Here is a 14123-nt window from a genome sequence, read left to right as displayed (position 1 = left end):
GGCCGTACGAATCGGTAAGCAGCTTCGTTTTCTCGGTGCCGGACGTACCGGTCCCATGAGTCAGTCGACAGCCCTCGAGCAGCGGTTCGATCGTCTCGCGGACGCCCTCGAGCGGCTACTTCTGGCCGTCGCCGAGGAGGCGGCGGACGAGACGCTGGCGGCGACGGCGGCAGAGCTGTGGGACGTCGTCGCCGAACTCGAGGACGTCCTCGAGACCGTCGACCTCGAGCGACTGCCCGATGCCGTCGACGGGGAGGCGGTCCCCGACGTCCTCGACCTCGAGCGACTGCCCGAGGCGATCCGGGAGCGGGACCCGGTGCTGGCGCTCGATCTCGACGCGCTGCGGCGCGCGATCGAGCTGCGGGAGCTCTGGAACGCCGTCGACCTCGTCGACTTCGGGCGGGAGTCCGACGAGCTCAGGGCCGAACTCGAGGACGTCCTCGGCCCCGACGCGTTCGAGTCGGACGACGACTCGGAGGCGGCCGAGGAACTCGAGGAGTTTACCGAGGAACTGACGGAGGAGGCGACGAACGCGGCGTTCCAGCAGGAGGTCATGGAACGGCTCGAGCCGGCCAGGGAGGCGGTGATCGACGCCCACGCGACGTTCGAGGAGCTGTACGAGTCACACCAGCGCGGCTCCGGCTACGCAGGACGGCGACCGACGTCGAACAACCCGACGGCGGTGTCCTCGATGCCCGTCGGCCCGCTCCCGGCGAGCGTCTCCACGCGGGTTTCGACCGTGCCGACGAACGTTCGCCACGCGAAGGTCGACGCGTTCCCGCGCGTGTACGGCCGTCGCTGGCGGAGCGCCCGACGCGACTGATCGAGCCGGCGCTACCACCACGTCCGCGGGGGCGGAACGATCCCGACCCGAACGAGCCCCAGCAACGCGAGGTAGGTCACCAGGGCGCCACAACACAGCGACAGCACGGGCTCCGGGGCGACTTGAGCGCCGACGGCGGCGAGCCCGACCGCGATCGCGAGCGAGATCGCCTGAACGTCACGTCGTTCCCAGTACCGACGAACGAGGTCGTACTCGCGGGTCGCGATCAGTTCAAACAGGACCGTCGCGAGGCCGCCGTAAAACAGGTAGAACGGGGAAAGGGAGGCGTTCACGAGGACGGCGGCGCCGACAAAGACGGCGAGCGCGACGAGGGCCAGCGCCGCGTCGGCTTTCGAACCCATCGGGTGCGGGTCAACCGTCGCGGTAGAGCCGCGCCCCTTCGCCGACGGCCGTCTGGTAGGCGCGGCTCTCGATCCCGGCTGCGTCGAAGGCGTCCATCATCGCGCCGGCGATCGCCCGACGGTCAGACTCCCGACAGACCGCGAGCACGCCCGGGCCCGCCCCGCTGACGGTGACCCCGGTCGCGCCCGCCTCGAGGGCCGCCTCCCGGACCGCGTCGTAGCCGTCGATGAGCGCGCTGCGCTCGGGCGTGACGATCTTGTCGGCCAGTCCTCGACCGACGAGTTCGGGATCGTTCCGGGTCATGCCGACGGCCAGCGTCGCGGCGTGGCCGACGGTGTCGACGACGTCCTCGAGGGGGGCGGTCTTCGGGACGACGCCGCGGGCGTCCCGCGTCGAGACGCTCGTCTCGGGGAGGCAGGCGACGAGGGGGACCGACGCGTCGACCTGGGTGACGCCGTCGTCGGTGGCGATCGTAAAGCCGCCCAGCAGCGAGGGGGCGACGTTGTCGGGGGGGCCCCCCCCCGACACCGGCCCCCCCCCCGGGGCGGCGAGCGGAACGAGTCCCCCCCGGGAGAGGCCGCGGTCGTAGAGGGCGTTGAGCGCGACCGCGCCCCCCGCGGCGCTGGCCGCGGAGGAGCCGAGCCCGGAGGACGGGCGGACGCCCTTGTCGATTCGGATCGTCGCCGGCGCCTCGAGGGCGTCGGCGACGGCGCCGACGGTGTTTTGCTCCGGATCCGTCGGGATGTAGTCGCTTCCGGCGCCGGTGATCGTGATCGACGTCTCCGGGGCTCGCTCGACCCGGATCACGTCGGCGGGCGCTCCGAGGGCGACGCCGAAGACGTCGAAGCCGCTCCCGAGATTCGCACTGGTCGCCGGAGCCCGCACGGTGAGCATGCCGAGTGCTTTCCAGAGGGCGGGGAAAAAGGTAGCGAACGACGCGAGATCCGACGCGGCGGCGGGTCAGTCGTCGGTCGCGGACGGCGTCGGCTCCGAGTCGGCGAACCGGTCGAGTCCCGCGACCAGCGCCGTCGAGAGGGCCAGCCCACCGAGCGCAAACGCGGCGATCATCACGAAGAACCAGCCGAGCGAGACGTCGAGCACGAACCCGCCCAGAGCGATGCTCGCGGCACCGAGCCCGAACTCGCCGAAGTAGGTGTAGCCGTAGGAGAGCCCCCGGGTGTCGGCGGGCGTGTAGACCGCGACGGCGTTCTGGTAGAACGGCTGGATCGCGAACAGGAAGAAGCCGAAGACGCCACAGAGCGCGACGATGGCGGCGAGTCCCATCCCCGTCACCGGGACGAACGCCACCGCCAGCACCGCGAGCACGGCGAAGATCGCGGCCATCCCCCGGGCGGGCGAGAACCGATCGGTCAGCTTCCCGCCGACGTACTGGCCGGCCATCCCGACGACCAGCAGTCCGACGTAGATGTAGTCGGCCGGTTCGATCCCCCGGAGTCCCTCGGACAGGGCGAGCGCGTCCGTGGCGGGCAGCCCGTGGAGGATCTCGGGGAGGTAGGTGAGCATTCCGCGGTAGTACAGTCCTTCGAAGGTGACGATGGCGAAGACGAGAGCGAACGTGCTCGCGAACAGAACCTTCGTGTTCGCGACCAGCTCGGGCAGCGACAGCGCCTCGTCAGGGCCCGCGTCGGCGTCGTCTTCGACCGCCGCGGTCGCCTCGAAGTCGGCGGAGAGCCCGTACAGCACGGCCAGCGCCCCGGGTGCGGCCAGTATCGCGGCGACGTGTTGCCACTCGAGGACGATCAGCAGGGTCGCGGCGGCGAACGGGCCGAGGGCGATGCCGGCGTTCCCGGCCATGCCGTGCCAGGCGAAGACGGTGCCCCGTTCCTCGACGCCCGTGCTGATGAGCGCCAGCCCGGCCGGGTGGTAGACGCTGGCGGCGAGCCCCCAGAGCAACAGTCCGACCGCGATCGCGTAGATCGAATCGAGATACCCCGCGCCCGCGATGAGGAGGAACGCCCCGCTCATCCCGGCGAGACAGAGGAGAACGAGTCGCTTCGCGCCGAACCGATCGACCAGCACGCCCGCCGGAAGGGCCCCGAACCCGAACAGCCCGTAACTCGGCGCGAGGACGAGCCCGAGTACGAGCAGCGAGACGTCGAACTCGGCGAGCCAGACGACCAGCAGGATCGGGATCGACGTCTCGAACCAGTGAACCAGTGCGTGACCGGCCATGGTGAAGCCGGCGATCGATCGGTCGTTTGCGTTCAGTGCCATTCGGTATCGATACGGGAACGCGCCGGCTATTAGCGGCTTGGGTCTGCGGCAAGGGTCGCCCGCGGCGCGGGCCGCGACGGCGGGACTCGCCGCCTACTCGTCCTCGTCGACGCCGACCGCCCGCGAAACGTCGTCGTCGGGCTACTCGCGCCCGTCCTCAGAAATCGAAGAGTTCTGATGGGCTCGTGAATCGGCGTTCGCCGATTCGCGACCGCCGACGACCAGTTCGCCGTCGTCGGTCTCGACGTAAACGTCGTCGGCGAACCCGCCCTCGGCGTAGGGGTGTTCGGGCTCCTCGAGCTTCTCCGGGGTCGAGGGTGCCTCGGGAATCCCGCCGACGGGCGCGAACTGGCCCAGCGGGTCGTCGATGGCGACGTCCCAGCGCTCGAAGAAGTCGCGGTAGCGGTCGTAGTGGTCGTCGAGTTCGTCGACGGGGAACTCCATCATCTCGGTCCAGCCGTGGTTGTAGAAGTCGAAGTTCGCCTGGATGTGGGTGATCTCGCGGGCCTCGGCTTCCGAGTACCCCTCCTGGAGCGCACGCAGGTACGCGTCCATCGTCGCGTCGAAGAAGGCGTCGAGTCGGTCCGTTCGTTCCTCGGCGTGGGAGGGATCGGCCTTCTTCGTGAATATTTTGGTGTGCAGGCGGACGAGGCCGGACTTGGCGACCGACCGGACGCCCGGCGTCTCGAGGGCCTTGCGATACGCGAAGTGCTGGGCGTTCTGGCGGATCTTCATGGCCGCGGGTACGGACGCCGTCCTCAAGAGCGGTTCGGATACGTACGTCGGCTCTCGGGTCGACCGTCGGACGGTCTGCTATCGTCAAACGGCGAGAGACGCCCACCGTTTACCACGGGGGAACAGTACCGGTTTTGCACGATCAGCAATCCGGCCCCGAGCTCGGGCGGGAGAGTTGTCGTTCCGTGGGTTCGACGGCCCGTTCGTCGACAACTGTGGTGACTGTCCGACCGAGGACGGAAAATGGACGAGATAGCAATATCCTTTAACCCGCATTACGAACGGTCAGGGTATGACCGAGTACGTCATCATCGGTGACGGGATCTCGGGCAGCTCGGCTGCCGAGACGCTCCGGGAGGAGGACCCGGACTCGTCGATTACCGTCATCACCGATGAGGGGGAGGCGCTGTACAACCGGATTCTGATCAAGGAGCACGCGAAGGGGAAGCTTCCCGAGGCGCCGATCTCGATCCACGAAGAGGGGTGGTACGAGGAGCGGGACATCGAACTCTCGCTCAACACCCACGTCACCGGCATCGATACCGACGAGAAGGTCGTCCGCACCCACGAGGGCGAGGGCGTCGGCTACGACAAGCTCCTGATCGCGACCGGGGGCACCCCCACCCAGCTCCCGGTCGACGACAGCGACGCCGAGGGGATCCACCACTTCTGGACGTTCCAGGACGCCCGCAAGATCCGCGAGAGCGCCGAGGAAGCCGAGAAGGGCGTCGTCGTCGGCGCCGGACTCCTGGGCATCGACTTCGCCGCGGTCTGTGGCGCCCAGGGCGTCCAGGGCAAGTACCTGATGCGGGGCGACCGCTGGTGGCGCTACGCCCTCTCGGGTGAGGGCGCGGAGATCATGCACGACGGGATGCGCGAGGTCGGCGTCGAACCCGTCTTCGACAGCGGCGTCGATCGCTTCGAGACCGACGACGACGGGCAGGTGGTCGCGGCGGTCGACCCGAACGACGAGCGCTACGAGTGTGACTTCGCCGGCGTCGCCATCGGACTGACGTTCAACACCGAATTCCTCGGCGACATCGGCCTCGAGCAGGACAACGGGATCGTCGTCGACGAGTACATGCAGACGAACCTCGAGGACGTCTACGCGGCCGGAGACATCACCCAATTCTACGACGTCCTGCTGGGCGAGCAGGCCCAGAACGGGTCCTGGGGCTCCGCGAAGGAACAGGGTCGGATCGCCGGCGTCAACATGGCCGCCGACGGCGAGGCCGAGGCCTTCGAGTGGGTCTCCTCGTACTCGATCACACACTTCGATTTCCCCTTCCTCTCGTTTGGCCACCCGACGCTGGGCGACGACTACGCCGAGCGCAAGTACAGCGACACCGAGTGGCGCCGGATCGCGTTCAAGGACGGCAAGGTCGTCGGCGGCGTCCTCATCGGCGACCTCGCCCCCCAGAGCAAGCTCAAACAGCTGATGCGCGAACAGCGCGACGTCGCCGACCAGAAGGAGGTCCTGCTCGAGGAGACCGTCGACCTCGACGACCTCGCCCCGCCCCAGGAGCAGTAGCCGCCCCCGTCTTCCTCGAATCGCCCGTTCGAACGGGCGTTCCGCTCGCGAACCGTTGGTCGCCGCCGGATTCTCAGCTCAGTTCAAGAACAACAGTTAAGTGACCCCACGCGTTTGGTAACGACACGCATGGCAACGACTACCAGTACGGGACGGACGCTGACGCTCAGGCGCGTCGACTCGGTCGCGGCGGACGCGACCGTTCGACACATCGACCAGCTCGACGAACACGCGCTCGAGCTGTTCTACGCGGCGCTTGAGGGAGCTAGACCGTTACCCGCGACTGGTACCGACCTCGAGCCGGGAACGGTCGTCGTCGCGACGGAGTACTACCGGATCGAGGCGACGTAGCCGACCGTTCCGAGGGGGTTGGAAGTATCGAAGCCGTTTTCCCGGCTGCGCCGTTTCGATAGCGTATGAACGGCGGTAGCGACATGACCCTGGCGTTCGAGCTCGAGGCGCTGAAGGAGCTCGCGTCGCCCGAGAGCGTCTTCGAGGACGCGAGAGGGTGGAGCGAGTACATTGGCGTAGTCTCGGAGAAACCCACCTACGTCGTCACGAACTACACGCGCAAGAACCGCATCCGACAGGACTTCTTCTCGGGCCCGCGCGGGAAAGCGGAGAGTCTCGAGGCCGTCAAAGACCAGTTCGACACCGAGCGGTACGTCTTCATCGGCGCGAACGAGGACGACGAGGCCCTCGCCGAACAGGTCGACTGGGAGTACCTCCCCGTCGAGGACGCCGCCGAGGCGGCCGACTGGATCGTCGCCAGCAGCGCCGACGACGAGGACGAAGACGCCGGAGCGGTCCGGGACGACTGGCCCTAACCGCGCGGAGTCGTCGACCTTTTACTGCTTCCGTCCTAACCGCGTCCAATGGTAGAGCCCCGCGTCCCCGGTTCCGAGCCCGACGACCGCCTCGAGCTTCCCTGCGGGGAGTCGTTGGACCCCCACGAGATCGACCTCGGCATGCGCGAGTACGACTGTCCCTGCGGCGAAACCCACGCCGTCGTCACGGACGTCCACCCGCCCTCGCGCTTTTTCCCCGAGTCGTTCGTGGTCGTCCTCCAGGAGCTGGTCGAGACCGACGACGAGTTCGAGGAGTTCGGCACGCCCCACCTGCTGGGCGTCGTCATGGAGGAGTTCCCCGAGGCCGTCGTCACCCACGACGCGAGCGACGACGGCGCGGTCGGCTACTCGATGTTGTGGGTCACCGACTTCGACTCCCGACGGCTGCACGAGATCGTCGTCGAACTCGTCGTCGAGCTGATGGAACACGCGATCAGCCACGCCGAGGACGACGCGGCGATTTCGGAGTTCGAGTCCCAGATGCTCGAGTTCGACGTGGGCGAGTTCGTCGAGCAGTACCGCCGCCAGCGGGAGTTCGAGGGCGAGCACGACCGGGCGCTCTGAGCGCCTGCGCGACTGCGGTCGCGGGCGCTCCGGCCGGACGCGGTTCCGAACGCGCGGTCCGCGGCGCCGGTTCGGTCCCCCTCGCGATCGTTCTCGAAACGGCGGGCTCCCGGGCCGTGACCGTTGACCCGTTATGCGAACGGACGCGTTCTATCACGATCGCTCCCTAGCGACGGGTACGACCGCGATCGGGCTCGGCCGTCGGTCGGTTCTCGACAGTATTCGAAATTCGAAATCGAGTTACGAGAATCGTATCGTTTCGTGGGGCTTATTACGATGTGCGAACTTCGAACGGATAGGACCAATGAGTACGGACCACCAGCGCGGCGGGGACGCCGCCACAGGGGACGGACGCACGATCCTGCTGATCGGCAGCGGACCGATCCAGATCGGCCAGGCCGCCGAGTTCGACTATTCTGGCGCGCAGGCCTGTCGGGCGCTTCAGGAGGAGGGCGCTCGAGTCGTCCTCGTGAACTCGAACCCCGCGACGATCATGACGGATCCGGAGATGGCGGACGAGGTCTACATCGAGCCGATCACGACCGAAGCCATCGCCGAGATCATCCGCAAGGAACAACCCGACGGCGTCATCGCGGGGCTGGGCGGTCAGACCGGGCTCAACGTCACCGCCGAACTGGCCGAGGAGGGCGTTCTCGAGGAACACGACGTCGAGATCATGGGCACTCCCCTCGACACCATCTACGCGACGGAGGACCGTGATCTCTTCCGCCAGCGCATGGAGAAGATCGGCCAGCCCGTGCCGGCCTCGACGACCATCTCGCTCGACGAGGGCGAGTCGGTCGCGGAGCTGACCGAGGCCGACCTCGAGGAGCGCGTCCAGGAGGCGGTCGACGAGGTCGGCGGGCTCCCGGTGATCGCCCGGACGACCTACACGCTGGGTGGTAGCGGGTCGGGCGTCGTCCACGAGTTCGACGAACTCCTCCGTCGCGTCCGCAAGGGACTGCGCCTCTCCCGGAACAGCGAGGTGCTGATCACGGAGTCGATCGCGGGCTGGGTCGAGTACGAGTACGAGGTGATGCGCGACGCCGACGACTCCTGTATCATCATCTGCAACATGGAGAACATCGACCCGATGGGCATCCACACCGGGGAGTCGACGGTCGTCACCCCCTCTCAGATCGTCCCCGACGAGGGCCACCAGGAGATGCGCACCGCGGCGCTGGACGTCATCCGCGAACTCGGTATTCAAGGCGGGTGTAACATCCAGTTCGCCTGGCACGACGACGGCACTCCTGGAGGAGAGTACAGGGTCGTCGAGGTCAACCCCCGGGTCTCGCGGTCCTCCGCGCTCGCGTCGAAGGCGACGGGGTACCCGATCGCCCGCGTGACCGCGAAGGTCGCGCTCGGCAAGCGCCTCCACGAGATCGAAAACGAGATCACCGGCGAGACGACCGCGGCCTTCGAGCCCGCGATCGACTACGTCGTCACCAAGGTTCCGCGCTGGCCCAAGGACAAGTTCGACGACGTCGACTTCGAGCTGACGACGGCGATGAAGTCGACCGGGGAGGCGATGGCCATCGGCCGCACGTTCGAGGAGTCGCTGCTGAAGGCCCTCCGATCGTCGGAGTACGAGCCCGACGTCGACTGGACCGACGTCTCGGACGAGGAACTCGAGTCCCACTATCTCGAGCGCCCCTCCCCCGACCGCCCGTACGCGATGTTCGAGGCCTTCGAGCGCGGCTACGACCTCGAGGAGGTCGTCGAGCTGACGGGCATCTTCGAGTGGTACGCCGAGCGGTTCCAGCGCATCGCCGAGTCGACCCGCGCGGCGCAGGAGGGCGACTTCGCCGAGGCCGCCATCGCCGGCCACACCAACGCGACGATCGCCGCGACGGCGGGCGGGGACGTCGACGTCGACACCGTCGAGCAGGCCGTGCCCGGCCGCACCTACAAGCAGGTCGACACCTGCGCCGGCGAGTTCGCCGCGGAGACGCCGTACTACTACTCCGCGCGCAAGTCGGAGTTCGACTCCGGCCCGCTCGAGGGCGCGGCGGCCGCGGGCGAGCTCGAGGTCGACCGCGACGTCGAGAGCGTGATCGTCGTCGGGGGCGGCCCGATCCGGATCGGCCAGGGGGTCGAGTTCGACTACTGTTCGGTCCACGCCGTCCAGGCGCTGCGCGAGCAGGGGATCGACGCCCACGTCGTCAACAACAACCCCGAGACGGTCTCGACGGACTACGACACCTCCGACGGGCTGTTCTTCGAGCCCATCACCGCCGAGGAGGTCGCCGACGTCGCCGAGGCGGCCGACGCCGACGGCGTGATGGTCCAGTTCGGCGGCCAGACCTCGGTCAACATCGGCGACCCGCTGCAAGCGGAGATCGACCGCCGCGGGCTCGACTGCGAGGTCATGGGCACCTCCGTCGAGGCGATGGACCTGGCGGAGGACCGCGACCGGTTCAACGCGCTGATGGACGAACTGGGCATCGCCCAGCCCGAGGGCGGGGCCGCCCACAGCAAGACCGAGGCGATGGAGCTGGCCCACGACATCGGCTACCCCGTGCTCGTCCGTCCGTCCTACGTGCTCGGCGGACGCGCGATGGACGTCGTCTACGACGACGCTGAACTCGAGGAGTACATTGAGGAGGCGGTCCGCGTGAGCCCGGACAAGCCGATCCTCGTCGACGACTTCCTCGAGGACGCGATCGAACTCGACGTCGACGCCGTCGCGGACGGCGAGGACGTCCTCATCGGCGGCGTGATGGAACACGTCGAGACCGCCGGGGTCCACTCCGGGGACTCGGCGTGTATGATCCCGCCCCGCTCGCTCGACGACGAGACGATGGCCCGCGTCCGCGAGGTCACCGAGGACATCGCAGAGGCCCTCGAGACCGTTGGCCTGCTGAACGTCCAGCTCGCGGTCCGTGGCGTCGGTAGCGACGAGGAGAGTACGGTCTACGTCCTCGAGGCCAACCCCCGCTCCTCGCGTACCGTCCCCTTCATCTCGAAGGCGACGGGCGTCCCGATCGCGAAGCTCGCGGCCAGGGTGATGGCCGGCGAGTCGCTGGCGGACCTCGAGATCGACGAGCAGATCCCCGAGCAGACCTCGATCAAGGAGGTCGTCCTCCCGTTCGACCGCCTGCCGGGTTCGGACCCGCGTCTCGGCCCGGAGATGAAATCGACGGGCGAGGTCATGGGTAGCGCCGACAACTTCGGCAAGGCCTACGACAAGGCCCAGGACGCGACGGGCAAGCCGATCCCCGAGAGCGGCACGGCGATCGTCGACCTCTCGGCCGACGAGTTCCCCGACCCGGAGACCGACGACGGGGCGGCGCTGGTCGACGGCTTCACCGACCACTTCGACCTCTGCGAGGAAGTCGACCTCGAGGAGGCCGTCAAGCGCGGCGAGGTCGACCTGATCGTCTCGCGGGACCGCGACCTGCTCGAGGTCGCCGTCGAGGAGGAGGTGACGTACTTCTCGACGCCGGCGAGCGCGAAAGCGGCTCTCGAGGCGCTCGAGGCGAAAGACGAGCCGATCGACGTCCAGGCGATCACCGGCCGTCCGAAGCGGACCGCCGAGTGGGGCCGGTAGCAGAAGTCGTAGTTCGGTTTGCTGGACACGATTCCGGGGACCGAATTCAGACCGGTCGAGTCGTTACGTGGGGCGTGCAGACGTACCTTTTTCTCGTCGGGTTCGCTCGCAGGGCTCGCTCACCACTCCTCCAAAAATCTACGCTAAAAAGCCGCCTCCGCGGGCTTCGCCCGTTTCGGCGGGGAACCGCTCGCTTCGCTCGCGGATGCTGGCCGTGATATCTGCTTCACCTGTACAGAACATGAATTTCACAGGCAACTTCGAATAGCGAATCGTTCGGCGATCACTCGAGCGTGTAGCGATCGAACCGCTCGATCGCGTACAGCGCCGACGTCGGCGGGGCGAGGAGCCCGACGACGAGGACGGCCCAGGCGACGCCGGCGATCTGGGCCGCGGTGATCGAGACCGAAGGGGTCGGGGCCCAGGCCGCCGTCGCCGAGAGGAGCGCGGCGATCGGTGCCGCCGCGTCGACGTAGAGCGCGGCCGCGGCGGCCGTCGGCAGGATCACCGCCAGCGAGTAGACGGCGAACGCCGCCTTGCTCGGCATCACCGCCTCGCGGCTGTTCGTCACGTTGACGCTGCCGAACCGGGGAAGCGCGGCGCCGATCCCGGTGGCGAGCGCTGGCGTCGCGACGGCGCCGACGGTCGTCGCCGCGGCCAGGGCCGCGGTTCGCTCGAGCGAGATCGGGCTGGCGAGACCGAGCGCCAGCGAGACGACGAGGCCGACGGGCGCCGCGACGAGGACGCCCGCGAGCACCAGCCCGGCGATCGACTGTCGACCCGAGAGCGTCGAGGTGACGACGGCGGGCAGCGCTCGGCCCAGATCCCCCAGCGGGTTGAGGGTGAACAGCGCGCCGGCCGCCCAGACCAGATAGACCGAGAGAACGACGGCGACGTAAGCGGGGATCGTTCCGGCCTCGAGGATCGCCTGGACGAAGCCGACGGCGCCGAACAGCGGGTAGCCGACGTACGCCAGGCGGATGGGCGCTCGCCTGGTCCGTCGGATCGCGGTGACCGTCACGGTCCGGGTCGGACGATCGACTCCGCGGGACAGGGCTCCCGCCAGTCGGCTCGAGGACGCCCCGGAGCGGTGCCGATCGTCGAACCGGGCCGGGTCGGCGAACCAGTGGACCCGCGCGGAGGCGACGCCGATCCCGACCGCGATCGGGGTCACGAGCGCCGTGCCGACGAGCGCGCCGAGGATCGCCGTCCCCGAGGCCGGGACGTTCGGGACGGTCGCGAGCAGGAGGTGGCCGGGCCAGCCCAGCGGTCCGTCCTGCAGGGCGACGAAGAGTTCGCTCACGACCAGGTCGAACCGCCCGGTCGCGATCGCGCCGAAGTACAGCGCCCAGAAGCCGACGAACAGGAACCACCGGTAGCGGGCGATCGGCTCGTAGGCGGTCACGAGGTGGCGAACCCAGACGCCGACCACGAACCCGACCGGGACCGCCGAGAGGAGCGCGAGCGCGGCGACGAGGACCGCGCCGACCACGGGTACCGCGGTGTCGGCGCCGACGGCGAACGCGCTCGAGAGCACAATCGCCGGAGGAAACACCCAGACGGCGAACAGCAGGATCTCGGCGCCGACGAGGCCGACGGCGGCGTTGCGGGTCGACGTCGAGACGAGCAGGAACGCCGGCTCGTCGGGGTCGGCGGCGGTAAAGGCCCGGATGGCGCTCATTCCGACCAGGAACAGCCAGCCGATCGCGACGCCGCCCGCGACCGTGTTCGTCGCCAGCGCGACGCTGCCGGCGGCCGGACCGTCGGCGAAGTGTTCGCCCAGCGTCGGCAGCAGGTACCCGCCCGCAACGGTCACCGACCCGAAGGCGAACGCCGCGAGCAGGCTCATCATGAGCAGCTTCGTTCGATCGGTCGTTATCGCGCGGACCGTTCGGCGAAACTCCGTCCGGGCGACGAGCGCGGCGGCGCGCGTCACCGCCGATCACCGTCGGGAGCCGGACGGCGGCGCGTGGTGGGGGGGACCATGCCCGATACCGCGTTCCGCCGCCACCTAAACGGTTCGGGTTCTGACAGGGAACGGCGTCCGCTCCGGGTGGCGAGCGATCGCCGAGCGAATCGGTCGGGAACGTCGACGTCCGATCTGTCGGTTTTACGTAACCAGCGACGGACGGAGGGGTATGGACGGCGAGGTTCCCGCGATCCGGACCGACGAACTGACCAAGCGGTACGGGGAGACGACGGCGGTCGACGGGCTGACGATGACCGTCGACCGCGGGACGGTGTACGGCTTCCTGGGTCCCAACGGGGCCGGAAAGACGACTACGATGCGGATGCTGACGACGCTTACCCGCCCGACCTCGGGCACGGCGCAGGTTGCGGGAGAGCCGATCGCCGACCGCGAGGCCGTCACCCCCCACATCGGTTACCTGCCCGAGGAGCCCCCGATCTACGACGAGCTCACCGGCCGCGAACAGCTCGAGTACGCCGCCGGCCTTCGGGACCTCCCCGAGGACGAGTCAGCGGAACGCATCGGGTCGCTGCTCGAGCGCTTCGACCTGCTCGGGGACGCCGACAGGCGCATCGAGGGCTACTCGAAGGGGATGCGCCAGAAGGTCGGGGTCATCCAGGCGGTGTTGCACGAGCCCGTCGTCGCCTTCCTCGACGAGCCCACCAGCGGACTGGATCCCCGCGCCGCGCGGACGATGCGGGAGACGATCGCCGATCTCGCGGACCGGGAGATGACGATCGTGCTCTCGACACACATCCTCCCCGTCGTCGACGAGCTGGCCGACGAGATCGGCGTGATCCACGAGGGCGAACTCGTCGCTCAGGGCGACCCCGAGACGCTCAAGTCCCGCGCCGAGACCGGCGAGACCCGCAGCCTCGAGGACGCCTTCCTCGAGGTCACTCGAGAGACGCCCGCGGCCGAGCGCTCGACGGAGCCGCGGCCGGAGTAGCCGGCGCGTGCGGTCGGGGTCCGCCCCCTCCGATCGCCCGGAGGAACCGCCCTCGGATATTAGTTAACAACAAAATATATTCAACTATAAGACACGATCGGTGGGGTATGGTCCCCCTTCGAAGCCGCCGCGAGGAGTCCGGCGGTGACCCGTTGCGATTCGCACTCGTCGTCGGGCTCGCGACGGTACCGTTTACGGTCGCTCTCTCCTGGCAGTTGCCCGAGGGAACGACCGCGGTCGGCGGCAGCGTCTCGGGGCTGCCATTGCTGGTCGCCGGGGCGCTCGTGGGGTATCGCTACGGCGACTGTGCGACTCGAGTTCGTCGCGCCGGCGTCCGAGCCGGCCTCGCCGCGTCGGTCGCGACGGTGTTGCTGTACGCCGCCACTGCGGTTTCGACGATCGGCGCCGCGTCGACGGCGGCGACGGCGGTGGCCGTCATCCTGGCTCCGTTCGTCGTCGCGGTGGGCGCGGCGCTTACCGTTCTGGTGACCGCGGGGACGGCCGCGCTCGTCGGCTGGATCCGTCGACGAGCCGACCCCGATCGCTGAACTGC

The 14123-nt window shown here is 68.8% G+C and carries 13 protein-coding genes; 8 read left to right on the top strand and 5 right to left on the bottom strand.

All coding sequences use genetic code 11. The annotated features are described in order from the left end of the window. Nucleotides 1-55 precede the first annotated feature (55 nt). A complete protein-coding gene (locus GWG54_RS08235) occupies nt 56-823 on the top strand; it encodes a hypothetical protein (RefSeq protein WP_167937324.1) in 768 nt (255 codons plus the stop codon). Between the two features lie 11 nt (nt 824-834). Here GWG54_RS08235 and GWG54_RS08230 read toward each other — a convergent pair whose 3' ends face one another. From GWG54_RS08230 to GWG54_RS08215, 4 genes are all read right to left on the bottom strand, one after another. After that, entirely contained in the window at nt 835-1185 is a 351-nt protein-coding gene (locus GWG54_RS08230; protein ID WP_167937323.1) for a hypothetical protein, read from the bottom strand. 10 nt (nt 1186-1195) lie between these two features. After that, a complete protein-coding gene (locus tag GWG54_RS08225) occupies nt 1196-2080 on the bottom strand; it encodes a homoserine kinase (protein WP_167937322.1) in 885 nt (294 codons plus the stop codon). A gap of 66 nt (nt 2081-2146) precedes the next feature. Next, on the bottom strand, nt 2147-3421 hold the full coding sequence (locus GWG54_RS08220; RefSeq protein WP_167937321.1) for an MFS transporter: 1275 nt from the start codon (nt 3419-3421) through the stop codon (nt 2147-2149). Between the two features lie 141 nt (nt 3422-3562). After that, nucleotides 3563-4156, bottom strand: coding sequence for a DUF6149 family protein (locus GWG54_RS08215; RefSeq protein WP_167937320.1), 594 nt, complete (start codon nt 4154-4156; stop codon nt 3563-3565). A gap of 292 nt (nt 4157-4448) precedes the next feature. Here GWG54_RS08215 and GWG54_RS08210 point away from each other — a divergent pair, with 292 nt between their 5' ends. From GWG54_RS08210 to carB, 5 genes are all read left to right on the top strand, one after another. Next, nucleotides 4449-5687, top strand: a complete 1239-nt coding sequence (locus tag GWG54_RS08210) for an NAD(P)/FAD-dependent oxidoreductase (protein ID WP_167937319.1) — start codon at nt 4449-4451, stop codon at nt 5685-5687. A gap of 129 nt (nt 5688-5816) precedes the next feature. Beyond that, complete coding sequence (locus GWG54_RS08205; protein WP_167937318.1) at nt 5817-6038, top strand: hypothetical protein; 222 nt, start codon at nt 5817-5819, stop codon at nt 6036-6038. 65 nt (nt 6039-6103) lie between these two features. Further along, a complete protein-coding gene (locus tag GWG54_RS08200; protein WP_167937317.1) occupies nt 6104-6514 on the top strand; it encodes a hypothetical protein in 411 nt (136 codons plus the stop codon). A 48-nt stretch (nt 6515-6562) separates the two neighbouring features. Further along, nucleotides 6563-7099 (top strand): DUF5815 family protein, encoded by a 537-nt coding sequence (locus GWG54_RS08195; RefSeq protein WP_167937316.1) that lies wholly within the window; start codon nt 6563-6565, stop codon nt 7097-7099. Between the two features lie 304 nt (nt 7100-7403). After that, a complete protein-coding gene (gene carB / locus GWG54_RS08190; protein WP_167937315.1) occupies nt 7404-10652 on the top strand; it encodes a carbamoyl-phosphate synthase large subunit in 3249 nt (1082 codons plus the stop codon). 283 nt (nt 10653-10935) lie between these two features. Here carB and GWG54_RS08185 read toward each other — a convergent pair whose 3' ends face one another. Then, nucleotides 10936-12588 carry a hypothetical protein gene (locus GWG54_RS08185; protein WP_167937314.1) on the bottom strand — a complete coding sequence of 551 codons (1653 nt, stop codon included), beginning with the start codon at nt 12586-12588 and terminating at the stop codon, nt 10936-10938. A 202-nt stretch (nt 12589-12790) separates the two neighbouring features. Between GWG54_RS08185 and GWG54_RS08180 the strand changes: the two genes are divergently transcribed. Then, entirely contained in the window at nt 12791-13570 is a 780-nt protein-coding gene (locus GWG54_RS08180) for an ABC transporter ATP-binding protein (RefSeq protein ID WP_167937313.1), read from the top strand. A gap of 107 nt (nt 13571-13677) precedes the next feature. Next, nucleotides 13678-14118 (top strand): DUF5518 domain-containing protein, encoded by a 441-nt coding sequence (locus GWG54_RS20810; protein ID WP_245242766.1) that lies wholly within the window; start codon nt 13678-13680, stop codon nt 14116-14118. Nucleotides 14119-14123 lie beyond the last annotated feature (5 nt).

It is taken from the genome of Natronococcus sp. JC468, assembly GCF_012163165.1.
Classification (GTDB): Archaea; Halobacteriota; Halobacteria; order Halobacteriales; family Natrialbaceae; genus Natronococcus; species Natronococcus jeotgali.
Note: the sequence above shows the minus strand (reverse complement) of the source record. Positions and strands in the feature narration are given on the sequence as shown.

Bases quoted from the DNA above. Each gene is read 5' to 3' on its own strand.
- GWG54_RS08235 (WP_167937324.1), top strand. From the start codon at position 56: ATGAGTCAGTCGACAGCCCTCGAGCAGCGGTTCGATCGTCTCGCGGAC.
- GWG54_RS08230 (WP_167937323.1), bottom strand. From the start codon at position 1,185: ATGGGTTCGAAAGCCGACGCGGCGCTGGCCCTCGTCGCGCTCGCCGTC.
- GWG54_RS08225 (WP_167937322.1), bottom strand. From the start codon at position 2,080: ATGCTCACCGTGCGGGCTCCGGCGACCAGTGCGAATCTCGGGAGCGGC.
- GWG54_RS08220 (WP_167937321.1), bottom strand. From the start codon at position 3,421: ATGGCACTGAACGCAAACGACCGATCGATCGCCGGCTTCACCATGGCC.
- GWG54_RS08215 (WP_167937320.1), bottom strand. From the start codon at position 4,156: ATGAAGATCCGCCAGAACGCCCAGCACTTCGCGTATCGCAAGGCCCTC.
- GWG54_RS08210 (WP_167937319.1), top strand. From the start codon at position 4,449: ATGACCGAGTACGTCATCATCGGTGACGGGATCTCGGGCAGCTCGGCT.
- GWG54_RS08205 (WP_167937318.1), top strand. From the start codon at position 5,817: ATGGCAACGACTACCAGTACGGGACGGACGCTGACGCTCAGGCGCGTC.
- GWG54_RS08200 (WP_167937317.1), top strand. From the start codon at position 6,104: ATGAACGGCGGTAGCGACATGACCCTGGCGTTCGAGCTCGAGGCGCTG.
- GWG54_RS08195 (WP_167937316.1), top strand. From the start codon at position 6,563: ATGGTAGAGCCCCGCGTCCCCGGTTCCGAGCCCGACGACCGCCTCGAG.
- carB (WP_167937315.1), top strand. From the start codon at position 7,404: ATGAGTACGGACCACCAGCGCGGCGGGGACGCCGCCACAGGGGACGGA.
- GWG54_RS08180 (WP_167937313.1), top strand. From the start codon at position 12,791: ATGGACGGCGAGGTTCCCGCGATCCGGACCGACGAACTGACCAAGCGG.
- GWG54_RS20810 (WP_245242766.1), top strand. From the start codon at position 13,678: ATGGTCCCCCTTCGAAGCCGCCGCGAGGAGTCCGGCGGTGACCCGTTG.